This is a genomic window from Kineosporia sp. NBRC 101731, from assembly GCF_030269305.1.
Lineage (GTDB): Bacteria > Actinomycetota > Actinomycetes > Actinomycetales > Kineosporiaceae > Kineosporia.
On the sequence record NZ_BSTC01000001.1, the window covers coordinates 767767 to 793314 of the forward strand.

A 25548-nucleotide genomic window follows, 5' to 3' on the forward strand; every position below is an offset into this window, starting at 1 on the left:
CCCGGCGAGGTCCGGCGAGGTCCGGCGAGGTCAGGCGTCGCTCAACGGGCCGACGTCGGTGATCGTGATCACCGCGGTTCCCGCCTCGTTGCTGGCCGCCAGGTCGATGTCGGCACTGATCGCCCAGTCCCGGTCGCCCTCCGGGTCGTCGAGAATCTGACGCACCTGCCACTTATTCGAGAGTTCCTCGATCTGAAGCATTTTCGGTCCGCGCGCATCCGGCCCGGTGCCGATCGAGTCGTACTCGTCGAAGTAGTCCTCGATCGCGTCCTGCCACTCGTCGGCGTCCCAGCCGGCCTCGGCATCGAGCTCGCCCAGCGGGAACCAGGCCCGCTTGGCGAACAGCTCCACCCGGCGGAACATCGCGTTGCGCACGAGAACCATGAAGGCCCGGCGGTTCGCGGTGACGGGCGGCGGCCCGGTGGGAACCGGGGGACGCGTCGGGTCGAGTTCGTCTTCCGGGTTGCGCAGCGACTCCCACTCGTCGAGCAAGCTGGAGTCGGTCTGGCGCACCAGCTCGCCCAGCCACTCGGTGAGGTCGGTGATCTCCTCGGTGCGCGCGGTGTCGGGCACGGTCTGCCGCATCGCCTTGAACGCGTCGGAGAGGTAACGCAGCAGCGTGCCCTCGGAACGGGCCAGCTGGTAGAAGTTGATGTACTCACCGAACGTCATGGCCCGCTCGAACATGTCCCGGGCCACGGATTTCGGCGAGAGCTCGTGGTCGGCGACCCACGGGTGGTCGGCCCGGTAGATCTCGAAGGCGCCGTCCAGCAGCTCTTCCAGCGGCTTGGGCCAGGTCACCTCCTCGAGCAGCTCCATGCGCTCCTCGTACTCGATGCCCTCGGCCTTCATCTGCGCCACGGCCTCGCCGCGGGCCTTGTGCTGCTGCGCCGACAGCACCTGGCGCGGGTCGTCGATGGTCGCCTCGATCACCGAGAGCACGTCGAGCGCATAGGTCGGTGCGTCGCGGTCGAGCACCTCGAAAGCGGCCAGTGCGAACGGCGACAGCGGCTGGTTCAGCGCGAAGTTCGCGGGCAGGTCGACGGTGAGGCGCACCGTGCGGCCGAGTTCGTCGGGAGTGTCCAGCTTCTCCACCACACCGGAGGTGAGCAGGGCCTCCCAGATCGCCTCGGCCTGGTCGAGGTGACGCTGGCGCGAGCCCGGGTCCTCGTCGCTCTCTTCCAGCAGCTTCTGCATGGCGGAGTAGGCGTCGGCCGGGCGGGCCAGCACGTTCAGCACCATCGAGTGGGTCACGCCGAAGCTCGAGGTCAGCGGCTCGGGCGGGCTGGTGCTCAGCCGGTCGAACGTGGACCGGCTCCAGGAGACCGAGCCCTCCGGCGGCTTCTTGCGCACGATGCGCTTCTTCTTTTTCTCGTCGTCACCGGCCCGGGCCAGCAGCCGCTCGTTCTCCACCTCGTGGTCGGGCGCCTGGATGATCACGGTGCCCGCGGTGTCGAACCCGGCCCGGCCCGCGCGCCCGGCGATCTGCATGAACTCGCGCACCTTCAGGTGCCGCTGGCGCACGCCGTCGTACTTGGACAGGCCGGTGAACACCACCGTGCGGATCGGCACGTTGATGCCGACACCGAGCGTGTCGGTGCCGCAGACCACCTTCAGCAGACCGGCCTGGGTGAGCTGCTCGACCAGACGCCGGTAGCGGGGCAGCATGCCGGCGTGGTGCACGCCGATGCCGTGCCGCACCAGCCGCGACAGCGTCTTGCCGAAGCCCGCGTTGAAGCGGAAGTCGCCGAGGGCCTCGGCGATCTTCTCCTTCTCGGCCTTGGAGGCCATGTTGACGCTCATCAGCGCCTGAGCCCGCTCCATCGCCGCGGCCTGGGTGAAGTGCACGACGTAGACCGGCGACTGCTTGGTGCTGAGCAGTTCGGTCAGCGTCTCGTGCATCGGGGTGGTGACGTAGGAGAAGAACAGCGGCACCGGGCGCTGCTCCGAGCTGACCGTGGCGGACGTGCGCCCGGTGCGCTCGGTCAGCGCCTTCTCGAACCGGGTGACATCACCCAGGGTGGCCGACATCAGCAGGAACTGCGCCTTCGGCAGTTCCAGCAGCGGCACCTGCCAGGCCCATCCCCGGTCCGGGTCGGCGTAGAAGTGGAACTCGTCCATGACGACCTGGGCGATCGGCGCGTCCGCCCCCTGGCGCAGGGCCAGGTTCGCGAGAACCTCAGCCGTGCAGCAGATGATCGGGGCATCGGCGTTCACGGCGGCGTCGCCGGTCATCATGCCGACGTTGGTCGCCCCGAACGTCTCGATCAGGCTGAAGAACTTCTCCGACACCAGGGCCTTGATCGGGGCGGTGTAGTAGGTGCGCTCGCCCCGGGCCAGTGCGCTGAAGTGCGCACCCATCGCGACCAGGCTCTTTCCCGAGCCGGTCGGGGTGGCCAGGATGACGTTCGAGCCGGAGACGATCTCGATCAGCGCCTCCTGCTGCGCCGGGTAGAGGGTGAGCCCTCGCTCGGCCGTCCACTCGGTGAACGCCTCGAAGATCTCGTCCGGGTCGGCGTCGGGGCCAGGATTCTTGGGCAGTCGGTCCAGGAGCGTCATGATCTGCCCATCCTCCCACCAAGAGGCTCGTCGGCGAGTCATCGCCCACTGCGGGGCCACCCGACTGAAGGAAGGACGAAGGTGAGCTTCCGGCCGGAAGCTCACCTTCGTCCTTCATCGGGTGGGGTGGATCAGGCGGACGCGATCGCCGCCACCGGGGAGATCCGCGCCGCGCGCCGCGACGGAAGCACCGAGGCCAGCGCGCCGGCCACCGTGGCCACCACCAGGATGGCCACCACCTGCACCACCGGGACAGCGATGTGCACGCCCCCGGAGCTGCCGAGCGCCGCCTTGACCGCCAGCACACCGTAGACCGAACCCAGCACCACGCCGATCGCCGCCGCCACGCCGGCGATGAGCATCGCCTCCCAGAGCAGCATCCAGCGCAGCTGAGCCCGGGTCAGGCCCAGGGCCCGCAGCACACCCGACTCCCGGCGTCGTTCCAGCACCGACAGTGCCATGGTGTTGCCGACCCCGATGATCGCGATCACCACGGCCACCGCCAGCAGCCCCAGCACGATCAGCAGCAGGATGTCGATGAGCTGGTCGAAACTGGCCCGCTCGTCTGCCGAACCGCTCAGCACGCTGTCGGGGGCGACGTCGGCCGCGGCGTTCGAGGCGGCGTCGAGGGCCTCGCCCCGCTCGTCGTTGTCCAGGTCGTCGGCCAGACGCGCCCAGACCTGCTGGAGTCCGGCGGTGGCATCAAGTTTCGCCAGATCGGTGCTCGAGATCCAAGGGCTGTCCATACCGCCGCCGGCCAGGTGAGCCTTCAGCGTGACGGTCCGGCGGCCCACCGAGACCTTCACCGGCGCGCCCTCCTTGACCCCGGATCCGTCCTCGTACCAGGTCGGCAGGGTGATCGTGCCGTTCGCCGGCACCCGGCCGGCCGCGTCGGAGCGCAGCACCTTGGAGGCCCGGGCCGGGTCGATGCCCAGGACGTAACTCTCCTCACCGTTGATCTTCACGGTGCTGCCCGGCACCCCCATCGTCGTGGTCACGTTCGGCACCCCGGCCAGCGTGCTGATCAGGACGGAGGGCAGGCCCTCCTGGGCGCTGTCGGTGACGATGACATCGGTGGGGTAGCTGTCGTCGATGGCGGCGGACGCGGAGGCCCGGGTGGTGGCGGCGCCCACCACCATCGTCGTGGTCAGGGTGACCCCGATGATCAGGGCGGTCGCGGTGGCTGCGGTGCGCTGCGGGTTCCGCGTGGCGTTCAGCGCGGCCAGCTTGCCGGGCACCTGACCGAGCGGGCCGACGACCCGTCCCACCAGGGCGACCGCGAGCGGCACCAGCCAGCGGGCCAGCAGCAGCACGGCCAGGAAGGTGATCATGCCGCCGACCGTGGCGAGGAGCAGTTCGCTCTCCTTGCCGCCGTACCAGGCGATCGCGATCCCCGGCACGGCCAGCAGCACACCGGAGATCCGGCGGAACAGCCCGCCCCGCGTGGTGATCGGGGCCATGTCCATCGGGCGCAGGGCGGCCAGCGGGGCCACCTTCGTCGCCTTCCGGGCCGGGGTGAATGCCGCGACCATGGTGACGACGATGCCGACCGCCATCCCGATCAGCACGGGCATCAGGTTCACCGTGACGCCGGCCAGCGGCACCGGCGAGTTCTCATAACTCGAACCGATGGCGGAAACCCCGGCGGCAAGACCAATTCCGGCCACCACCCCGAGAAGTGAGGCGACCACACCGATCACGAACGACTCCACCAGCACGCCGCGTCGCAGCTGCTTGCCGCCGGCGCCGATGGCCCGCAGCAGTGCCAGTTCACGCACGCGCTGGGCCAGCAGCACGGCGAACGTGTTGGCGATCACCAGGGCACAGACGAACACCGCGATCGCACCGAACACCAACAGCACGGTGGCCAGTTCGGCGTTGTCCGAGGTGAGTTCGTTGGCGATCGACTCGGACTGCTCCTCGCCGGTGCGTACCGTCAGACTCTGCGCCGCCCGGTCGTCCCGCAGGATGTCGCGGATCTGGAGGGTGAGCTGGTCGGAGCCCACTCCGGGGGCCGCCTCCACCCGGATCGCGTCGATCTCCTGCGCGCCCCAGGCGGTGGCCTGCTGCATCGTGGCCCAGAACTGCTGACTGCCGATCGAGGTGATACCCGACGAGCGGTCGGTGATGCCGGTGACCGTGGCGGTCACGGTCTTCGTGTCGCCCTTCGTGTCGCCCTGGCCGCTGCCCGACCCGTCATCGTCCGTGGGCTGGAGCTGCAGATCGACCGTGGATCCGACCTCCAGGTTGCGGCCCGGGGCCGCCACCACCTGGTTCGGCCCGTCCGGCCAGGTGCCCGCCTTCAGCTTCTGCCAGCGCAGTTCGCCGTCGCCCAGGCTCTGCACCTGGGCGTAGCGGTAGCCCTGGCTGCCGGGCAGGCGGGCATTGAGGTAGGCGCTCCGGTCGAGGGCGACCCCGGCGACCCCGGGCAGCTGCTCGATCTTCCCGCCGATCCCGGCCATGGCGTCGGCATCGGGCATCTCGCCGGTGCTGGTCTGCCAGTCATAGGCCACGACCGCGTCGGTGTGCAGGTACTGACTCGAGAGAGCGCCCAGAACGGTGTTCTTCGAGGTGTCGTTGAGGACGAGGGTGGCTACGACGAACCCGACCGCGATGACGATCGCGAGCACGGTGGCCACCAGGCGGTGGGCCTGGGTGCGCAGCTGCGCGAGGCTCAGCGAGAGCATCGTCAGCCTCCCAGGTGCCGCAGCGCGTCGAGCACGCTGTCGGTGGTCGGGGCCAGCAGTTCGCCGGCGATCGACCCGTCGGCCAGCATCACCACGCGGTCGGCGTAGGAGGCGGCGACCGGGTCGTGCGTCACCATCACCACGGTCTGCCCGGTCTCGCGCACACTCGAGCGGAGCATGCTCAGCACCTCGGCGCCGGCGGTGGAGTCGAGGTTGCCGGTCGGCTCGTCGGCGAAAACCACGTCGGGGCGGGGGAGAAGGGCCCGCGCAATGGCCACCCGCTGCTGCTGGCCACCGGAGAGCTCGCTCGGGCGGTGAGTCATCCGCTGCCCCAGGCCCAGGCGATCGACGATCGAGTCGTACCACTCCTGGTCGGGCTTGCGACGCGCCAGCGTCATCGGCAGTTCGATGTTCGCCCGGGCGTTGAGCGCCGGGATCAGATTGAACGCCTGGAAGACGAAACCGATGCGATCACGCCGCACCCGGGTCAGTTTCGTGTCGTTCATGCCGGTCAGCTCGGTGTCGCCGAGCCACACCTGCCCGGCGCTCACCGAGTCCAGCCCGGCGAGAACGTGCATGAGAGTTGATTTCCCGGAACCGGACGGGCCCATGATCGCCGTGAAGGCCGCCTTGTCGAAGCTCACGTCGACCCCGCGCAGGGCGGGCACCGCGGACTCCCCGCGGCCGTAGACCTTACGCACGCCCTGAGCTCGCACCGCAGACTCGCGGGGCCGCACGGGCTGGGTCTGGGATGCAGGCTGGGCTGCTGTCCAGGACATCGCTTCTCCTCCTCAGGCATGGTGTTTCGACTGAGGAAGACGCTACGGGGGCGGGTGGTACCGGCACATCGCGCGGCGGGATGATCCCGGGGCATCAGACCCTGGTCTGACACCCCTCCTCCGCCGGGAGGGTTCAGGGGCGCACGACACCCAGCTGGTAGGCCAGCACGACGATCTGGACCCGGTCGCGGGCAGCGGTTTTCGTCAGTACCCGGCCGACGTGGGTCTTCACGGTGGCTTCGGAGACGACGAAGTACCCGGCGATCTCGGCGTTGCTCAGGCCGTTGGCCATCAGCACGAACACCTCGTACTCGCGGGGCGTCAGGTCGGCCAGCACACGGGGCAGCGGGTGCTCGGGGTCACCGGAGGGTGGGGCCTGGAGCAGGGCGGTGCGCGGGTCGGGGGCGGTCGGGGTCCAGTGCGCATTCACCGCCGGCGGCGGTGCGGGCAGACCGGGCTGCGGGGCGATCCCGAGAATCTCCTGGCTCCTGCCCTGGGCCAGGATCGGCCCGATGTGGTGCAGCAGCTGCCGGGTCGAACTGGCCCCGATCACGGCGTCACCGGCGAACACGGTGCGCAGTGCGCCGAGCATCTCTTCGGGCGGAGCGTCTTTCAGCAGGAAGCCGCTGGCCCCGGCGCCGATCGCGGACATCACGTACTCGTCCAGGTCGAAGGTGGTCAGCACGACCACCTTCGGCGCGTGCGGCAGTTCGACGATGCGCCGGGTGGCCTCGATGCCGTCCATCTTCGGCATGCGCACGTCCATCAGCACCACGTCGACCTCGGTACCCGCCAGCCGGGCCACGGCCTCCTCGCCGTTGGCCGCCTCGACCACCACCCGCAGGTCGGGCTGGGAGTCGATCACCATCCGGAATCCGGCACGAACGAGCTGCTGGTCGTCGACCAGGGCGATCCGGATCGGGGTGGTTTCGCTCACGGACGATGACCGTAGGGCAGATAGGCACGAACTCCGAACCCGCCTCCCTGACGCGGGCCCGCCTCCAGCTGCCCGCCGTAGAGGGTGGCCCGCTCACGCATGCCGATCAGGCCCTGGCTGCCCGGGGTGGCCGGGGTGGCCCCGGCCCCGCGGCCGTCGTCCTCGATCCGGATCTCCAGGGCCTCGGTCAGCCAGACCACGCGGATCCAGGCGGTGGCCCCCGGACCGGCATGCTTGAGGACGTTGGTGAGCGACTCCTGGACGATCCGGTAGGCGGCGAGTCCGGGACCGGCGGGAAGCAGGACGGACTCCCCGAGCACCTCCAGCTCGACGGTGAGCCCGCTTCCCCGCACCTGCTCCACCAGATCGCTGATCGCCTCGGTGTCCGGCTGTGGGGTGAGCTGTTGTGTGCTGTCGTCCCGCAGCACACCCAGCAGCGCCCGCATGTCGGCCAGAGCCTGCCGTCCGGTAGCCGCGATGGTCTCAAGTGCGGTGATGGCAGCGGCTGGATTGTGTTGTGCGGCATACCGGCCACCGTCGGCCTGGGAGATGGTGACGGACAGCGAGTGGGCCACGACGTCGTGCATCTCCCGGGCGATCCGGGCGCGCTCGGCGGTGGCCGCCAGCTGGGCCTGCTGCTCCGCCTCGGACTCCAGCAGACGGGCCCGTTCGTGCAGGCGCAGCTCGTCCCGCAGCCGTAGGTGGCGCATCCGGCCCAGCGCCCAGGTGCCGAACAACACGGCGGAGAGGAACCCGAGCCCGAGCAGGGCGTCCGCGCCGAGCAGATCCTGGTAGAGCATCACCGTGCTACCGGCGAGCCAGGCCACGCCCATGCCCGCCCAGCCCGCCCAGGTCGGGCCGTAGGCGCTGACCGAGTAGAGCGAGACCAGCGCCACGACGGTGGCGGGCAGGAGGGCGCTGCTGTCGCCGGAGATCACGATGAGTGTCCCGAAGGCGGACACCCCCAGGGCCGAGAGCAGGGGGCGGGTGCGGCGCCAGACCAGGCTTCCGGTCATCAGGGAGGCGAGCAGCCAGGCGGAGTCACCCGCGGCCAGGAAGGCGACGAGGAACATGAACACCGCCGCGGCCCCGGCCCCGGCCGCGTCGACCTGCTGGGGATGCGTGCGCAGCCAGTTGTAGGCCGACTCCAGCCGGTAGGTGTCCTCGCTCACCGTGCCACCGTACGTTCGCGGGCCCCGGTCACACGTCAGACCGTCGGGGGATCCGCGAGGTCAGACCCTGGTCTGACAGTGGCCCCACAGTCGCGGGGAGGCCGGACCGGTCCCGGGAGGGTGAGCGGCCCGAATCTCCCCGCGATCCGCTGTGAAGCCCTGTGAATCACCTGTCGGTGCGGGTGCCGAACGGGTTGTCGCGCGCAGCCCGCTGGTCGGCCTCGGCCTGCTGCTGGGCGGCCAGGGCGGACACACCGCGCGGGGCGTCGGGATCGTTCTTGACACCGGCGTAGAAGACCCGCCAGTTCTCCCGCCAGCCACCGAACGCGTCGGAGTCCAGCTTGTGCTTGCCCTTGCCCAGGAGGCTGCGGCGCCGTTCCACCGTGTCGAACTGCGACTGCATCATGCGCAGATCCTTGAACAGGAACGTCATCGCCTCGGGCGTGAAGCGCCAGTAGTCCACCGGGGTCGGGTGATAGCGCCAGCTGAAGAGAGTCGAGTGGTAGGTGAAGCCGCCCGGCCGCAGCAGCCGGACGATCTCGGGGGCGGCCAGCCAGGGCTCCCGGATGTGCTCGAACACGTCGACGCTGATGATGGCGTCGAAGCTGCCGGACTCGATCTCCGGGCAGTTGGTGATATCGCCCTGAATCACCCCAGGCTCGGTTATCTCGAGATCAAGACAACTATATTCAAAACCGGGGAACCAGTCCTTGTAGGGATTGGCTCGTCCTCCGATTTCAAGAATTCGTCCCCCCTTCACCCCAGATTTACCCAGCATCGTCTTGATGTGTTGCCCGATGCGTTCGGTCCGGTGCGGGAATGCCTCGAAATTCTGTTCGAGACGCTGCCGGGCGCGGGCCTGTTCGAGAAGCTTGACATCCTCAGGGGAAAGGGCTGTCTCGCCGGCCGGAACCTCGGTCTGACCTCGGCGTCTCGTCAGGCGGCGCAACTGCTCGGTCACCACGTGAAGCCTCCGCGGGGTTGGTGCAGGAGTGTCATAACTGTCCTGTGTGAATTTGCTGTGAGTGCACAAGGGGACGGCCAAAAACCTTACACTCCGCAGGTGCCCCATCATGTGATCGCTGTTGCGGAATCGGACTCATTCCTGAAATGGGCTGTCAGTCTCCTCGGGCAACTACCGGAGGGAACGCGGACCGAGGTCGTGGTGGCCTGCTCGCCGGCCAGACCTTCGGCTTCGCAACGGATTGCGGCCCTGAGTGGCACTGCGTACGCAGGCCATGACCCTGAGGTGCTGTCGCCCGGGCAGCTGATGAAGCGGGTGGAGCGGGACCGGCCCGACGCCGTGCTGCTGGCCCTGACCGGGCCGAGCGTGCACGCCTACCAGGAAGCGCTGAGCAAGTCCTCGCACCGTCCGGTGCTGCTGACCGGTATCCCCGGTATTGCGATCCCGGCCCGCCGCCGGGCCTGGGGCTACCGCGGCGCCGTCGACCTCTTCGTCGTGCACAGCCACCGTGAGGTGGAGGACTACGACCAGATCCGCCGGCAGATGGGGATGCACGCCAAGGTGGGGCTCGCCACCATCCCGTTCCTCGCCAAACCTGCCGACATTCTCCCCGCGCGCGAGATGACGCAGGAGATGGCGGCCGGAACAACAGCTTTCGAAGCCTCGCGGAACGAGGCGGGAACCAGCGTCGAACCGCTGAACCCGGTGGCGGCACCGCAGCGCAACCGGGTGCTGTTCGCCACCCAGGGCAAGGTGCCGCGGGTCAAGAAAGACCGCGTCCAGATCCTCCTGAGCCTGGCCCGGCTCGCAGCGAACCGGCCTGATCTGGAGGTCGTGGTCAAGACGCGCGGGGCGGTCGGCGAGTTCCACACCCACCACGAGCCGCACCACTACCAGTCCCTCTGGGACGAGCTGGTGGCGGCGGGTGAGGTGCACGCGCCCGACGCCCTGACCTTCGCGGCCGGGTCGATGGCCGAGCAGCTGGCCAACGCCGTGGCGCTGGTCACGGTGAGCTCGACGGCCGTCCTCGAAGCGATGGCGCTGGACATTCCGGTGCTGCTCATCGACGAGTTCGGCGTTTCGGAGAACCTGATCAACCAGGTGTTCGTTGGTAGTGGGGTGATGGGTGGACTGGACGAACTCGAGCGCGGTGACTTCCGTCATCCCGAAACCTGGTGGCTGGCAGACAATTACTTTCATCCCCGCGGTGACAACTCGTGGATCGGGATGCTCGACGAGCTGGTCGTGCTGAACGCTGCGGGGCAGCTGCCCACCATCGCGTCCGGTCTGAACAAGGGCCGTTCGGCGAAGCGGCGACGGCTCGACCGGCTGAGGCTGACCCCGGCTGGAAGTGCGATCGTGCGGGCGCGCGTCAGAATGCGTCAACGTGTTCGGGAGTCATCACAGACGCTGACTCGTATCTCGGCGCAGAGTTCCTGATCGCGTCGATGACTGGACGCCGTCCGTTCACACAGGTTGTTGATGGGATCCGTAACCTAAACTCGCTCTCCGGGATCGTGGCCGACGAGGGGCTGTCCGAATCCTGCCGGTGACCCACACACTTGGGATCACTCCGGGGCAATCCGCCGGAGACTAGAGGGCCCTCAGGCTTGAAGGAGCAACAATGACTGCTGGACCCAGTAAGACGATCGCGCCGGTTGAGATCGGCGGGAAGCTGGTCGGACCCGACCAGCCCGTGTACGTCATCGCCGAGATCGGCCTGAACCACAACGGTGACGTGGCGATCGCCAAGCAGCTGATCGACATCGCCCACGAGGCGGGTTGTGACGCGGTGAAGTTCCAGAAGCGCACGCCGGAGATCTCGACGCCGGCCGACATGCGTGACGTTCAGCGGGAGACCCCCTGGGGCACCATGAGCTACCTCGACTACCGCTACCGCGTGGAGTTCGAGGAGGAGCAGTACACCGAGATCGACAACTACTGCTCGAAGCTGGGCATGCACTGGTTCGCCTCGCCGTGGGACGTGCCCTCGGTCGAGTTCCTGGCGAACCGGTTCGACGTCGTCACGTTCAAGGTGGCCTCGGCCTCGGTGACCGACCTCGAGCTGCTCACCGCGATGAAGAACACCGGCAAGCCGGTCATCCTCTCGACGGGTATGTCCACCCTCGAGGAGATCGACAAGGCGGTGGAGACCCTCGGTACCGAGAAGCTCGTGATGATGCACGCGACCTCGACGTACCCGATGCCCGCCCACGAGGCCAACCTGCGCACGATCAACACGCTGCGCGAGCGCTACGGTGTGCCCATTGGCTACTCCGGCCACGAGCGGGGCCTGCAGATCAGCCTCGCGGCCGTCGCCCTCGGCGCGGTCACGGTCGAGCGTCACATCACCCTCGACCGCACCATGTGGGGCTCGGACCACTCCGCCTCGCTGGAGCCCGAAGGCCTGCGTCACCTGGTTCGTGACATCCGGATCATCGAAGAAGCCCTGGGTGACGGCGTGAAGCGCGTCTTCGAGGGTGAGCTCAAGCCGAAGGCTCGCCTGCGCCGGGTCGGCTGACCCCGCTGAACAACGGATAATCATCACCGTGACCGACGTCGCCGGAACCGGCACCGTGCAGGCCTGGGTGGAGTCGCCCTTCCAGCTCCTCGGAGCGTTGGAGGCGCACGCCGCGGGCCGGCTCGGTCGGTGGCTCGTCGTCCTTCCCCGTAAGGACGTCGAGCCACTGGTGACGGCGGTCGCCGAGGTCACCCGGCTGGGGCTTCCCGCCGGTGTGACCATTCAGCTTCCCTCCGGTCCACCGCGGCACGGCGGCGGCGACCTCGCCGTCGGCGACGCGTTCTCCGGAGAGGTGCACCGCCTGCTGGTGCAGCACCCACCCCACCGCCTCGTCCTGCTGGACGACGGCCGTTCCACCCGCCGTGTCATGGACGCACTGATCGACCCCGACGTGCCCCTGGTGCGCCCGCACGTGCCGCAGCCCCCGCACCGCGCGATCCTGGCCCGGCTGGCCAAGCTGCGGCTGCGCCGGATGATCGCCCAGGGCCGGGTCCGGGTGATCACCGCGCTGCCGTTGCCCGAGCGGGTGCTGCGGGCCGCCGACGCGATCGGGCTGCCGGTCGAGCCCCACAATTTCGCCTGGTTGCGGTCGCTCCCGGGAGGTGAGGCCGGTTCTTCCGACCAGGAGAAGACGATCGTGCTCGGCACCTCGATGGTGGCGAACCGGCTCATCAAGGCCCAGCCGTACCTGTCCTGGATCCGCAGCCTGGCCGACCAGGGCCCGGTCGTCTACCGCGCGCATCGCCGCGAGAACGCTTCCACCCTGAGTCCTCTGACGAACTACCCGGGCATCACCATGGTCCGCGGTGAGGTGCCGGCCGAGATCAGTCTGCGAGGGCTGAGTAACCGACACCGATTGGTGTCACTGCCCAGTACGGCCGTCTCCACGTTGCGACTCATCGTGCCGGAGGCGCAGATCCAGGAGTTCGCGGTTCCCCAGGAGTGGTGGATGCCCAGCACCCCGGACGCCGCCCGGCATCACCTGGTTCCTGACGGGGAGTCGGATTCCTTTGAGATTCCCCAGCATTCATCGCATTGAAGGTACGGAACCGGTACCGCTGGCAGTATTCTGATCATCAGGGTCCGCTGGGCCCGGCCGGTGCGGTACGGCTGCAGTAGCCGGTCATACCGCTGGGCCTCCATTCGAGCTAGTTCCGAGGACACCTCGTGAGTGACGCACCACCCGCCAAGCCCCGTCCCCGAGTCGTCGCCGTCATCCCCGCCCGAGGCGGTTCGCAGGGGGTTCCGCTCAAGAACCTCGAACCCGTAGGTGGGCGAAGCCTTCTCATGCGTGCCGTGACGGCCTGCCGCAAGTCGGAACTCATCGACGAGGTGGTGGTCAGCTCCGACCACGCCGGCATTCAGGAAGAGGCGCGTCGCGCCGGCGCCACCGTGGTGGTGCGCCCCGCCACCCTCTCCGGTAACACGGCTTCTTCGGAATCTGCTGTGCTGCATGCGATTACCGAGATCCAGGGAGACGGTGAGGCTCCCGAGGTGACCGTGTTGGTGCAGTGCACCAGCCCGTTCATGGACCCGGAAGACCTGGACGCCGCGGTCGGTCGCGTGCTGGCGGGAGAGGCCGATTGCGCTTTCTCCGCAGTCGAAAGTCACGCCTTTCTGTGGAAATACGGGCCGGACGGCCTGATCGGTATCAACCACGACCCCAGCTTCCGGCCCCGCCGGCAAGACCGGGACACCGAATTCCGTGAGACCGGTGCGTTTTACGCGATGCGCACCGACGGCCTGCGCCGTCACGGCCGGCGCTTCTTCGGCACTCTGGTGGCCCAGCGCGTCAGCGACGATCACGCCATGGAGATCGACACCCCCGATGACCTGCACATCGCCCGGCTGCGGGCGGCGGTGCTCGAGGAGCAGGAGCGCATCGACGGGCTGCCGGTGATCGACGTCGACACCCTGGTGATGGACTTCGACGGCGTGCACACCGACGACCGGCTGTTCCTCACCGAGGAGGGCACCGAGAGTGTGCGGGTCAGCCGGGAAGACGGGATGGGCATCAAGCTCGCCCGTCAGGCCGGGCTGAAGATGCTCATCCTCTCGACCGAGGTGAACCCGGTGGTCGCCGCGCGCGGTCGCAAGCTGCAGATCCCGGTGATCCACGGCCAGTCCGACAAGGCTCAGGCCCTGAAGGAATGGATTGCGGCCGAGGGTCTCGACCCCGAGCGCATCGCCTACGTCGGCAACGACGTGAACGACCTGGGCTGCCTGCGCATGGTCGGCTGGCCGATCGCCGTGGCCAACGCCCACCAGGAGGTGATGGACCTGGCGCGACTTACCCTCACCAAGTCCGGTGGGTCAGGTGCGGTGCGCGAGGTGTGCGAGCTGGTCATCTCGGCGATCAATGCCCGCGAGGCCGGCAAGGCGTAAAGAGGCTGTTGCGGAGCGAGGTCTGCGCCCTCGCTCCGCCCTCTCACTCAGAGGCGCAGAGGCACCCGGGGTGCCACATCGTCCTCCATCAAGCAGTATTTTGTTGGCAGGACGAATCTGCTAATAGCTATTGACGATTTAATTAGGCTGCTGCGATGATCCTCGGGCAGTAATGTGTCTGCGTGCTCGTCAAATTACTTCGCGCACGTCTGCGCCCCTACGCTCCTGCCATTGGCTGGGTAGTTCTGTTCCAGCTGGTGCAGACGGTAGCCACCCTTTATCTCCCCACACTCAACGCCGACATCATCGATCGAGGCGTGATCGCTGGGGACACTCACTACATCCTGCGGGTCGGGGCCCTGATGCTCGGCATCAGCCTGATCCAGATCGCCGCGCTCGCGGTGGCGGTCTACTTCGGCGCCCACACTGCAGCGTCCCTCGGGCGTGACGTGCGAGCCGCTCTCTTCCACCGCGTGCAGTCGTTCTCGACCCGCGAGGTCGGGCACTTCGGCACCCCGACCCTCATCACGCGCACCACCAACGACGTGCAACAGGTCCAGATGCTGGTCCTGATGACACTGACCTTCATGGTGTCGGCGCCGATCATGTGTGTCGGCGGCATCATCCTGGCGGTGCGCCTCGATGTGCCGCTGTCGGGCATCGTCGCGGTCGCCGTGCCGGTGCTCGGCGTCCTGGTCGGCCTGATCATCGCCCGCATGCGGCCGTTGTTCCGGCTCACCCAGCAACGGCTCGACCGCATCAACCAGGTGTTGCGCGAGCAGATCGCCGGGATCCGGGTGATCCGGGCCTTCGTGCGGGACGACCGCGAGCGTCTGCGCTTCGAGCGGGCCAGCACCGATCTCTACGACGTCTCGCTGTCGATCGGCCGGCTGCTGGCCCTGATGTTCCCCACCGTGATGCTGGTGCTGAACCTCTCCAGCGTGGCCGTGCTCTGGTGGGGCGGTCACCGCATCGACGCCGGTCAGCTGGAGGTCGGCGAACTCACCGCGTTCCTCAGCTACCTCATGCAGATCCTCATGTCGGTGATGATGGCGACCTTCATGTTCATGATGGTGCCGCGCGCCGAGGTCTCCGCCGAGCGCATCGTGGAGGTGCTCGACACCGAGACCAGCGTGGTGCCGCCGGCTCAGCCGCGCGAGACCGGCCAGTTGCACGGGCGTCTGGAACTGCGCGACGTGGCCTTCCGCTACCCCGGCGCCGAGCGTTCGGTGGTGGAGGAACTGAACCTGAGCGCCCTGCCGGGTCAGACCACGGCGATCATCGGCAGTACCGGCAGCGGCAAGACCACGCTGCTGAACCTGGTGCCGCGGTTGTTCGACGCGACCGAGGGCGAGGTGCTGGTCGACGGCGTGAGCGTGCGCGACCTCGACCCGAAGCGGCTGTCCGAGGCCGTGGCCCTGGTGCCGCAGAAGCCGTACCTGTTCACCGGCACGGTGGCGACGAATCTGCGCTACGGCCGGCCCGAGGCCACCGACGACGAGCTCTGGCACGCGCTGGAGATCGCTCAGGCCAAGGACTTCGTCAGCAAGATGCCCGAAGGGCTCGACACGCCCATCGCGCAGGGCGGTACGAACGTTTCCGGCGGTCAGCGCCAACGGCTCTCGATCGCCCGGGCGCTGGTGCGGCGGCCGGAGATCTACCTGTTCGACGACTCGTTCTCGGCGCTCGACTACGCCACCGACGCGGCCCTGAGGGCAGCGTTGCAGGCCGAGACCCGTGAGGCGACCGTGGTGATCGTGGCCCAGCGGGTCAGCACCATCCGGGGCGCCGACCAGATCATCGTGCTCGACGGCGGGCGCGTGGTGGGCACCGGCAAGCACCGTGACCTGATGGCGCGCAACGAGACCTACCGAGAGATCGTGCTCTCGCAGCTGACCGAGAAGGAGGCGGTGGCGTGAGCTCCGAAACTCAGGAAGAGACTCCGTCGGGCGTTCAGGAGAAGGCTCCGGCCCGGGGTCCCGGCCCGACCGGTCCCCGCCCGGGTGGTGGTCCGGGCGCGTTCATGGCCGGTGCCTCCACCGAGAAGGCGCTCGATTTCACCGGTTCGGCCAAGCGTCTGCTGGGCCGGCTGTCGCCGCAGAAGCATCTGCTGATCGGCGCGATGGTGCTCGGCATCGGCTCGGTGACGTGCAGTGTGATCGGGCCGAAGCTGCTCGGCGACGCCACCGACGCGATCGTCGACGGGGTGCTGCCCCCGGCCACCGGTATCGACTTCGGCCGCGTCGGTGACCTGGTGATGCAGGTGCTCGCGGTGTATCTGGCCGCGTTCGTGCTCAGCCTGGCGCAGGGCCGGTTCGTCGCGGCGATGGTGCAGAAGGTGATCTTCGCGCTGCGGGCCGACACCCAGGCCAAACTGGCCCGGCTGCCGCTCAGCTACTTCGACCAGCAGCCGCGCGGTGAGGTGCTGAGTCGCGTCACCAACGACATCGACAACCTTCAGCAGTCGATCCAGCAGACCTTCAGCCAGATCGTCACCTCCCTGCTGACGATCATCGGTGTGCTGGCGATGATGTTCTGGATCTCCCCGCTGCTGGCCCTCATCGCGCTGGTCACCGTGCCGGTGTCGGTGCTGGTCACCGGCCTCATCGGCAAGCAGGCGCAGCCGCAGTTCGTGAAGCAGTGGGGCACCACCGGGCGTCTGAACGGCCACATCGAGGAGATGTACACAGGGCACGCCCTGGTCAGCGTGTTCGGTCGTCAGGACGAGGCCCGCCGCACCTTCGACGAGCACAACGAGGCGCTGTTCCAGGCCACTTTCCGGTCGCAGTTCATCTCCGGCCTGATCCAGCCGTCGATGATGTTCATCAGCAACATCAACTACGTGCTGGTCGCCGTGGTCGGGGGCATCCGGGTGGCCAACGGGCACCTGTCGATCGGTGAGGTGACGGCGTTCATCACCTACAGCCGGCAGTTCAGCCAGCCGCTGGCCCAGGTGGCGAGCATGGCCAACCTGCTGCAGTCGGCGATCGCCTCGGCCGAGCGGATCTTCGCGCTACTCGACGCCCAGGAGCAGGACCCTGACCCGGTCCCGGCCGATCACCCCGAAACGGTGAGCGGGCTGGTCGAGTTCGACAATGTCTCGTTCCGCTACACGGACGACCGGCCCCTGATCGAAGGGCTCTCGCTGCGGGTCGAGCCGGGGCAGACGGTCGCCATCGTCGGGCCCACCGGCGCCGGAAAGACCACCCTGGTGAACCTGCTCATGCGGTTCTACGAGCTGAAGAGTGGGCACATCCGGCTGGACGGTGTGGACACGGCCCGGATGACCCGTGACGACCTGCGCGAACAGTTCGGCATGGTGCTGCAGGACGCCTGGCTGTTCGGGGGCACCATCGCCGACAACATCGCCTACGGGGCCGACGAGGCCACGCACGACGAGATCGTCGCGGCGGCGCAGGCCACCCACGTGGACGCGTTCGTGCGCACGCTGCCGGCCGGTTACGACACGGTTCTCGACGACGAGGGCTCGGACGTGAGTGCCGGTGAGCGGCAGCTGATCACGATTGCCCGGGCCTTCCTGGCCCGGCCGCAGATCCTGATTCTGGACGAGGCCACCAGTTCGGTGGACACCCGCACCGAGGTGCTCATCCAGCAGGCGATGGGCTCGCTGCGCCGGGGGCGCACGAGTTTCGTGATCGCGCACCGTCTCTCGACCATCCGCGACGCCGACGTGATCCTGGTGATGGAGTCGGGCAGCATCGTCGAGCAGGGCAACCACGAGACGCTGCTGGAGCAGCAGGGCGCTTACGCACGGCTCTACGCGGCGCAGTTCGCCCAGCCCGCCGACGCTATCGAGTAAACCCTGGTTCGTGATCATGCGAAGTGTCCCCCGGGGACACTTCGCATGATCACGGAGCCGGTGCTGCTCGCTCTCGTCCGCTGTCTAGAGTTGCCCTGTGACCTCAACTGACATCTCCGCGGGTACCTCTGACAACTCCGACGCCTCCGGCGGGATCGTGTACGAACGGTCCGCCTTCGGGGTCACCTCCGCCGGGGAGCCCGTGGAGCGGTGGACGCTGGACGACGGCACCCTGCGGGTGAGCGTGCTCACCTACGGCGGCAACATCCAGAAGCTCGAGGTTCCCGCCGGTCCGGACGGGCAGGAGCGGGTGGACGTGGTGCTCGGCTTCGACGACATCGCCGGCTACGAGGGGACGAAGGCCTACATCAGTGCGCTGATCGGCCGCGTCGCCAACCGCCTGACCAACTCGACGTTCACCCTGGACGGCACCGAGTACAAGATCACCGCGAACGAGGCCCCGAACTCACTGCACGGCGGTGTGGACGGCTTCAACCGGCGGATCTGGGCCGCGGAACCGATCGAGGGCGGCCTGCGGCTGAGCCTGACCAGCCCCGACGGCGACCAGGGCTACCCGGGCGAGCTGACCGTGACGGTCGACTACCTGCTGCTGCCGGGTGGCACCTTCCGCATTCGCTACGACGCCACGACGAGCGCCCCGACCCTGATCAACCTGACCCAGCACGCCTACTTCAACCTGGGCGGGGTCAACGGCACCCCGAGTATCGACGGCCAGACCCTGCAGGTGGCCTCCGGCCACTACACCCCGGTCGACCAGGCCCTGCTGCCCTCCGGCGAGATCGCCCACGTGGTCGGCACGCCGATGGACCTGCGCACCCCGCAGCCCCTCGACTTCCTCAGTCTCGACCACAACCTGGTGCTCGACGAGCAGGAGGAGACCGAGGCCGGTCACGGTCACGGTCACGGCCACACCGCCACCGAAGCCCACGACGACCTGCCCGCCCGGCACTTCGCGGCCAAGCTCAGGCACGAGGCCAGCGGCCGCACCCTGACCGTCTCCACCAGCGAGCCCGCGATCCAGGTCTACACCGGCAGCAAGCTCGACGGTTCGGACACCGGCAAGGGCGGCGTGGTCTACGGCGCTTCGGCGGGCGTCTGCCTGGAGACCCAGAACTTCCCCGACGCCCCGAACCACGAGGACTTCCCCTCGATCGTGCTGCGTCCCGGTGAGCAGTACCTGACCGTGACCGACTGGGCGTTCAGCGTCTGAGGCACGGCCTGTCCGGCTGCTGTCACGAAACGACGGCAGCCGGACATGTAGGTGTTTGTGGGGACCTCTGGCGACAGTAGCTTCCGGCGTCTCTACGCCGACAATTTCGCCGCGATCCTGAGTTACGCGCTGCGCCGGGTCGGTGGCCTGGACGACGCGGCCGATCTGGTCGCCGAGATCTTCCTGATCGCCTGGCGCCGCCGGGCCGAGATGCCACCGGACGAGCAGGCCCGGTTGTGGCTCTTCGGTGTGGCCCGGCTGGTACTGGCCAATCACCACCGTGGTGAGCAGCGGCGTCACCAATTGGGTGAGAGGCTCCGCCTGGAACTGCATGAACACCTGATCGAGCACGACCCGACCGGTGACCTGGTCGAGGTGCGGGCCGTGCGGCAAGTGATGGCCGGGCTGGAGCCCGCCGACCGTGAGGTGCTGGAGCTGACCGTGTGGGAGCAGCTCGCCCCGCGCGAGATCGCCGTCGCACTGGATCTTTCGCCGCAGGTGGTGCGCACCCGCCTGTCCCGGGCCCGGGCCCGGATGCGCGCCCTGCTCGAATCCTCGCCGGACGTCGGACCTGAACCGGGTCATCGGGTCGGCATCGCTCCCGAGGAGGGGAAGGCATGAACGACCACGAGCTCGACCGGTTGCTGCGGCGCGCGCAGCCAGCGTCCGCGGCCCGGGTCCCGGCCGTCCTGCCCCTGCTCCGTGCCGGTGGGCTGGAGCTCCTGGGCGACATCGAGGACGAAAACTTCTATCCGACAGGGGAGAACGAGATTGTCTCGGTGTCCCGTCGGCGAAGTCCTTCGAGGTCGGTGCGATGGCTGCTCGGTGCCGTGGCCGCCGTTGCGGTGGTACTCGCGGTGTTGCTGCCGATGCGGTTCTTCGGCGGGCGCCCGGAGAGCGCTTCCCCTACCGGCGGAAACGCGCGGATTCTCGCCGACCGGCTTCCACAGACCGCATTGAAGGGCAGAGGGCTCCCGTTCTTCGTGCTGGACGACCCGAACTGGAGCCTGAGCCACCTCCAGATCCTCAGCGACAGGGGCGACCTGGTGATGGCGGAGAAGGGTTCCTCCCGAACCCTGCAGATCAAGTGGACGAAGCGCTCGGGCGAATGGCGCGAGGGGGCGGAGCCGGTGACGGTGTTCGGGACCGAGGGGGAACTACGTCACCGCAACGGCGACCCCGGATATCTCCTCGCGTTCCAGCACGGGAACTACGTGATGAGCTTCTCCGGTGACGGGTTCGCGGAGGTCGGGCAGTACGCCGATGTGATCGCGAAGATGCACCAGGTCGGCGAGAAGAAGTGGCACGCGAGCATGCCGGACTGGGTGATTACGCCGGAACAGGTCGATGCGATGATGGCCGCGATCCTGCGCGACGTTCCGGTGCCCGGTGACCAGGAGTTCTACAAGCTCTCGACCAAGTGGCCCACGCCGTACAGCGTTCTGGGGAAAGGCATTGCCTCGGACCTGGGTTGCGCCTGGCTGGGTGAGTACGACCAGGCGTATCAGGAGAAGGACGAAGCGGGAATGGCTCACGCCGTGGAGATCCTGCGGGGCAGCCGGCGGTGGAAGGTGGTCCAGCAGATCGACGGGCGAAAGGAATGGCTCCGGACCGTCCAGAAATCCGTGGACAAGATGGTGGAGCGCAAGCCGGTGACGGAGGAGGCCGACTTCCTGCCTCTGTGCGGGGAAGAACTCTGAGGACTTCCGTGCGCCGCCCGGTCAAGGGTGAACGACCAGCAGATCTTCGACTGCGGTCAGCCCTAGGCCCGACATCTCCCGGTGTTACCTCTATGGTGAACGACCATGACCGAAGTGCTTCGCTGGGGGATCATCGGTACCGGGGGAATTGCCTCGAGGTTCGCGGCTGATACGGCGTTCCTGGACGAGGCGGTCGTCACGGCGGTGGGGTCGCGGACGGCGGAACGGGCCGCCGGGTTCGCCTCCACCTGGAACGTGCCGACCAGTCACGACAGCTACGAGGGCCTGGTGTCGGACCCGGAGGTGGACGCGGTCTACGTGGCCAGTCCGCATCCGTTCCACGCCGAGCACGCCCTGCTGGCGATCGGCGCGGGCAAGCACGTGCTGGTGGAGAAGCCTTTCACGATGAACGCCGTGGAGGCCCGCACCGTGGCCGAGGCCGCGCGCAAGGCCGGGGTGTTCTGCATGGAGGCCATGTGGACCCGCTTCCTGCCGCACATGGCTCACGTGCGCGAGCTGCTGGCCGCCGGCGCGATCGGCGAGTTGATGGCGCTCGGGGTCGACCAGGGCATGCGGTTCGAGCAGAACCCCGACCACCGGCTGTTCTCCTTCGAGCTGGGCGGCGGTGCCCTGCTCGACCTGGGCATCTACCCCTTCTCGTTCGCCTCGATGGTGTTCGGCACCCCACAGACCGTGCGGGCCTCGGCCAGCCCGGCCTTCACCGGCGTCGACGGCACCACCTCGGCCGTGCTCACGTACGGCAACGGGGCGCACGCCACGATCCTGTGCAGCGCGATGGTCGCCACCCCGATGAAGGCGTGGATCGCGGGTACCGAAGGGCGCATCGAGCTGGACCGGCAGTGGTACACCGCCAGCAGTGCTGTGACCCTGACGAAAGCTGATGGGTCCACCGAGCGGTTCGAGCCCCGGCCCGAGCTGATCCAGGGCCGGGCCAAGGGCATGAAGTTCATGGTGGCCGAGGCGACCCGCTGCATCCAGGCAGGTCAGGCCGAGAGCACGGTCATGCCGCTGGACGAGACGATCATGATCATGGGCATTCTGGACGAGGTGCGCGACCAGATCGGTCTGGTGTACCCCCCGGCCTGAGGAGTCGCTTTGCTGCGCAGTCCTCAGGAACTGGCGCGGCATCGTTAGTAGAGTGGCGCCATCATGATTGCCGGAACCGCGACGGACGTCCCTCTGCTGAAGTGGTCGATCTTCGTCGGTCACGGTGTGCACGCGGTGGTGACCACGCGTGATGGCGGCGTGAGTTCGGGGCGATACGAATCGCTCAATCTCGGCCTGCACGTCGACGACGACCCGGAGGCCGTGCGGGTCAACCGTGAGCGTGTCGCGAAAGCCTTCGGCGCCACCCTCGACGACCTGGTGTTCGCGAAGCAGGTGCACGGGGCCGAAGTGGCCACGGTCACCTCGCGCGGCCAGGTGATCGAAGCCGACGCCATGATCGCCACCGAGCCCGGCCCGGTGCTGGTGATCATGGTGGCCGACTGTGTGCCCCTGGTGCTGTTCGACCCGGTGCGCCGGGTGGCCGCCGCAGTCCATGCGGGATGGCCCGGCACCGTCGCCGGCATCAGCACGGCGACCGTCCAGGAGCTCCAGGCCGCCGGCTCCGACCCGGCCGACCTGCTCGTCGGCATCGGCCCCTCCATCTCACCCGACCGCTACCAGGTCGGGGCGGATGTCGAGGCGAAGGCCCGGCAGCGGTTCGGCGACCGCGCGCACGAGGTGATCCGGCCCGACGGCACCGGCAAATGGCTCTTCGATCTGTGGCGCGCCAACATCATTCAGCTCACCGAGGCCGGTGTGCGGCCGGAGTCGATCGAACTGGCCGCCCTCGACACCGGCCCGGGCACCCCGTTCTTCAGTCATCGATCGCAGGGCCCTACCGGCCGTTTCGCAGCGCTAGTCCAGCTGTCCCCTCAAGACCAGTCCGAAGAGGATCCCCGATGAGCACATCCCCGGCGGCGAACGCCGACGAGCGCAAGGAGCCCCGGCGCGCCGAGCGTTTCACCTACGCCGGCTTCGACATCGAGCCCGAGGCCAACCGTGTGGTCTGCCGTTACCGGCTCGACGATCTCGAATTCGCCGAGGTGGTGAGCTTTCCCGGTGGTGGGGACTGGACGGGTCCGGCGGTGACCGAGGCCGCCCGCATCCTGTTCCTGCTGACCGGCGTCTCGTACTACAAGGCCGGTGCCCCGCCGGTGGTCGACCTCGGCGAAACCGCGCTGACGAAGACCGAACTCGCCTTCCTGACCAGCTTCTACCTGGACGGCCTGGGCGAGTTCGCCTACCGCAACGGCATCGACCTGAGCGGTCTGGAGTTCGTCGCCCCCGAACTGCAGCGAGAGAGCACGGCCAACTACACCCCCCGCCGTAACAGCCCGCTGGTCCCCTTCGGCGGTGGCGTCGACTCGATCGTCAGCGTCGAGCAGATCCGGCCCTTCGTCGAGGACACGAACGACGCGGCGCTGTTCGTGGTGACCCGCCCCGGCGACCGGTTCGAGGCGATCGAGGAGCCGGCCCAGGTCACCGGCTGGCCGATGGTGCGGGCCGAGCGCTCGATCGACCCGACCGTGCTGCGCTCGCGCGAGCTCGGTTTCCTGAACGGTCACGTGCCGGTCACCGGCATCATCTCCGCGATCACCGTGCTCGCGGCGGTGCTGGAGGGCCGCGACGCGGTGGTGCTGTCGAACGAGTGGTCGGCCTCGTCGGCCACGCTGTTCGACAAGGGCCGCCCGGTGAACCACCAGTTCTCCAAGAGCGAGACGTTCGAGGCCGGCTTCCGCGAGGTGCTGTCCGATGCGCTGGGTGACGGCCTGCAGTACTTCTCCCTGCTGCGCCCGCTGAGCGAGGTCTGGATCGCCGAGCGGTTCGCCGAGCAGCCCCAGTACTTCGACCATTTCCGCAGCTGCAACAAGGCTTTCCTGATCGACACGACCAAGCGGTTCGACCACTGGTGCGGTGTCTGCGACAAGTGCGCGTTCATCGACCTGGTGCTGGCGCCGTTCGTCAGCAAGGCCGACCTGCAGAAGATCTTCGCCGTGGCCGGTGAGCCGCTGCAGAAGCCCGAACTGCTCGACACCTTCCGCCGCCTGCTGGGTTTCGTGCCCGACTCCAAGCCCTGGGAGTGCGTGGGCGACGTCAGCGAGAGCCGGGTGGCGGCCCGTCTGGCCGCGGCCCGGCCCGATCGCGCCGATGACCAGATGCTGCAGACGCTGGTCACGGCCGCCGCCGGCTACAAAGACCCGGCCCCCGAAGAACTGCTGAAACCGCTCAGCCGGCACTTCGTGCCCGAGCGCTACCAGCCCGAGATCCTCAGAACCGCTCATGAGTGACGCGCTGTCCTGGGACGATCTCGCCGGGGCCCGGATCGGCATCTACGGCCTGGGCCGCGAGGGCGAGGCTTCGCTGCGCGCCTGCCAGGCCCGGGGCATCGAGCCGTTGCTGGTCGACGACAACCCGCCGACCGGTGACATCGAGGGCCGCAAGGTGCTGGCGACGGCCGAGGGTGGCGCGCAGGCACTGGCCGTCTGCGAGATCGTGATCAAGTCACCGGGGATCAGCCGGTACGCGGAGAACGTGACCAGCCTGATCAACCAGGGTGTGCAGGTGGTCGGCGGGCTCGGGCTGTGGGTGCAGGGCGCCGACCCGGAGAAGGTCGTGCTGATCACCGGCACCAAGGGCAAGAGCACCACGGCCTCGATCACTGGTCACCTGCTCAAGGGCCTGGGATACCGCACCCTGGTCGGCGGCAACATCGGCGTGCCGCCCTTCGACCCGGCGCTCGACCCGGCCGTGGGCGGTCCCGATCAGGACTTCTGGGTGATCGAGGTGTCCAGTTACCAGGCCACCGACATCCTCACCGTTCCGCACGTGGTCGGGGTGACCTCGCTGAACCCCGACCACCTGCCCTGGCACGGGAACGACCTGGAGACCTACTACCGCGACAAGCTGAGCCTGGCCGGCCGGCCCGGGGCCCGCTGGACCGTGGCGAACGGCGACAGCACGGAGATCCGTGAGCGCAGTGGTCTGCTCGGCCCGCAGGTCGAGTGGGTCACGGCGCAGGATGCCGCCCAGTCGTGGATCGACGAGCTCGGTCTTCTCGGGGTGCACAACCGCCGCAATGCCGCCATCGCCCGCGTCCTCCTGCAGAAACTCGGGGTGCCGGCGGCGGACGACGAGGCCGCTCTGCGCCGGGCCGCCACCGGTTTCGCCGGGCTGGAGAGCCGTCTGCAGCAGGTCGGCATGATCGACCAGGTGGGCTTCGTCGACGACGGGCTGTCCACCAACGTGCTGCCGACGCTGGCCGCGGTGGAGGCGTTCGACGGCCGCCGGGTCGCCCTGATCGTCGGTGGGCAGGACCGGGGCATCGACTACCGGCCGCTGGCCGAGGGCCTGCGGGGCCGCGACACCGAGGTGCTGGTACTGACCACCCCGGACAACGGCCCCCGCATCGCCGCCGAGCTGAACCAGACCGGCTCCGGGCCCAACGTTACGGTGAAGGAGACCGCCGACCTGGACGAGGCGGTGGAGGAGGGTTACGCCTGGGCTCGCCCCAACGGCGTGGTCCTGCTCTCCCCGGCCGCGCCCAGCTTCGGTCGTTTCCGCGACTACCGGCACCGCGGTGAGGCATTCGTCGAGGCGATGAACCGGATCTCCCGCCGGGGCTGATCCACCGCTGATCCACCGCTGATCCACCCTGGACGCCCGGCTCACCCGATCGGGGGGTTGGCCGGGCGGCCGTAGGGGTCGAGTCACCTGGAAGGGCTGAT

Annotated in this window: 19 protein-coding genes; 13 read left to right on the top strand and 6 right to left on the bottom strand. The window is 68.4% G+C overall.

Translation table 11 applies throughout. From position 1 onward, the window contains the following. Nucleotides 1-30 precede the first annotated feature (30 nt). The 6 genes from QSK05_RS03345 to QSK05_RS03370 all read right to left on the bottom strand — a co-directional run bounded on the left by QSK05_RS03345 (nucleotide 31) and on the right by QSK05_RS03370 (nucleotide 9095). Nucleotides 31-2559 (bottom strand): DEAD/DEAH box helicase, encoded by a 2529-nt coding sequence (locus tag QSK05_RS03345; RefSeq protein ID WP_285593760.1) that lies wholly within the window; start codon nucleotides 2557-2559, stop codon nucleotides 31-33. 131 nt (nucleotides 2560-2690) lie between these two features. Beyond that, a complete protein-coding gene (locus tag QSK05_RS03350) occupies nucleotides 2691-5246 on the bottom strand; it encodes an ABC transporter permease (RefSeq protein ID WP_285593762.1) in 2556 nt (851 codons plus the stop codon). Between the two features lie 2 nt (nucleotides 5247-5248). Next, nucleotides 5249-6025: an ABC transporter ATP-binding protein gene (locus QSK05_RS03355; protein WP_285593764.1), complete on the bottom strand. Its 777-nt coding sequence runs from the start codon at nucleotides 6023-6025 to the stop codon at nucleotides 5249-5251. 133 nt (nucleotides 6026-6158) lie between these two features. Then, the gene (locus QSK05_RS03360; protein WP_502879729.1) at nucleotides 6159-6893 is read right to left on the bottom strand and encodes a response regulator; all 735 of its coding nucleotides are present in this window, start codon (nucleotides 6891-6893) and stop codon (nucleotides 6159-6161) included. A gap of 65 nt (nucleotides 6894-6958) precedes the next feature. Next, entirely contained in the window at nucleotides 6959-8134 is a 1176-nt protein-coding gene (locus QSK05_RS03365; protein WP_285593768.1) for a sensor histidine kinase, read from the bottom strand. A 166-nt stretch (nucleotides 8135-8300) separates the two neighbouring features. Continuing rightward, on the bottom strand, nucleotides 8301-9095 hold the full coding sequence (locus tag QSK05_RS03370; RefSeq protein ID WP_285593770.1) for a class I SAM-dependent methyltransferase: 795 nt from the start codon (nucleotides 9093-9095) through the stop codon (nucleotides 8301-8303). Between the two features lie 114 nt (nucleotides 9096-9209). On the opposite strand from QSK05_RS03370, the gene QSK05_RS03375 reads away from it, so the two are divergent. From QSK05_RS03375 to murD, 13 genes are all read left to right on the top strand, one after another. Further along, a complete protein-coding gene (locus tag QSK05_RS03375) occupies nucleotides 9210-10538 on the top strand; it encodes a DUF6716 putative glycosyltransferase (RefSeq protein WP_352300227.1) in 1329 nt (442 codons plus the stop codon). A 184-nt stretch (nucleotides 10539-10722) separates the two neighbouring features. Further along, nucleotides 10723-11619, top strand: coding sequence for an N-acetylneuraminate synthase family protein (locus QSK05_RS03380; RefSeq protein ID WP_231483118.1), 897 nt, complete (start codon nucleotides 10723-10725; stop codon nucleotides 11617-11619). 28 nt (nucleotides 11620-11647) lie between these two features. After that, a complete protein-coding gene (locus QSK05_RS03385) occupies nucleotides 11648-12658 on the top strand; it encodes a hypothetical protein (protein ID WP_285593775.1) in 1011 nt (336 codons plus the stop codon). Nucleotides 12659-12786: 128 nt separating this feature from the next. Further along, nucleotides 12787-14004 carry an acylneuraminate cytidylyltransferase gene (locus QSK05_RS03390; protein WP_285593776.1) on the top strand — a complete coding sequence of 406 codons (1218 nt, stop codon included), beginning with the start codon at nucleotides 12787-12789 and terminating at the stop codon, nucleotides 14002-14004. 182 nt (nucleotides 14005-14186) lie between these two features. After that, nucleotides 14187-15923 carry an ABC transporter ATP-binding protein gene (locus tag QSK05_RS03395; RefSeq protein WP_285593778.1) on the top strand — a complete coding sequence of 579 codons (1737 nt, stop codon included), beginning with the start codon at nucleotides 14187-14189 and terminating at the stop codon, nucleotides 15921-15923. Between the two features lie 104 nt (nucleotides 15924-16027). Beyond that, entirely contained in the window at nucleotides 16028-17824 is a 1797-nt protein-coding gene (locus QSK05_RS03400; RefSeq protein ID WP_352300230.1) for an ABC transporter ATP-binding protein, read from the top strand. Between the two features lie 97 nt (nucleotides 17825-17921). Beyond that, the gene (locus tag QSK05_RS03405) at nucleotides 17922-19055 is read left to right on the top strand and encodes an aldose epimerase family protein (RefSeq protein WP_285593783.1); all 1134 of its coding nucleotides are present in this window, start codon (nucleotides 17922-17924) and stop codon (nucleotides 19053-19055) included. Nucleotides 19056-19106: 51 nt separating this feature from the next. Further along, entirely contained in the window at nucleotides 19107-19676 is a 570-nt protein-coding gene (locus QSK05_RS03410; RefSeq protein WP_285593785.1) for an RNA polymerase sigma factor, read from the top strand. Further along, the gene (locus QSK05_RS03415) at nucleotides 19673-20755 is read left to right on the top strand and encodes a hypothetical protein (protein ID WP_285593787.1); all 1083 of its coding nucleotides are present in this window, start codon (nucleotides 19673-19675) and stop codon (nucleotides 20753-20755) included. The genes QSK05_RS03410 and QSK05_RS03415 overlap by 4 nt, the downstream gene beginning before the upstream one ends. Before the next feature lie 105 nt (nucleotides 20756-20860). Further along, nucleotides 20861-21862: a Gfo/Idh/MocA family protein gene (locus QSK05_RS03420; RefSeq protein WP_285593789.1), complete on the top strand. Its 1002-nt coding sequence runs from the start codon at nucleotides 20861-20863 to the stop codon at nucleotides 21860-21862. 63 nt (nucleotides 21863-21925) lie between these two features. After that, nucleotides 21926-22726 (top strand): peptidoglycan editing factor PgeF, encoded by an 801-nt coding sequence (pgeF, locus tag QSK05_RS03425; protein WP_285593791.1) that lies wholly within the window; start codon nucleotides 21926-21928, stop codon nucleotides 22724-22726. Continuing rightward, nucleotides 22723-24111: a MurL-like N-terminal domain-containing gene (locus QSK05_RS03430; protein WP_285593792.1), complete on the top strand. Its 1389-nt coding sequence runs from the start codon at nucleotides 22723-22725 to the stop codon at nucleotides 24109-24111. Before pgeF ends, QSK05_RS03430 begins: the two co-directional genes overlap by 4 nt. Further along, entirely contained in the window at nucleotides 24104-25447 is a 1344-nt protein-coding gene (gene murD, locus QSK05_RS03435) for a UDP-N-acetylmuramoyl-L-alanine--D-glutamate ligase (protein WP_285593794.1), read from the top strand. Before QSK05_RS03430 ends, murD begins: the two co-directional genes overlap by 8 nt. Nucleotides 25448-25548 lie beyond the last annotated feature (101 nt).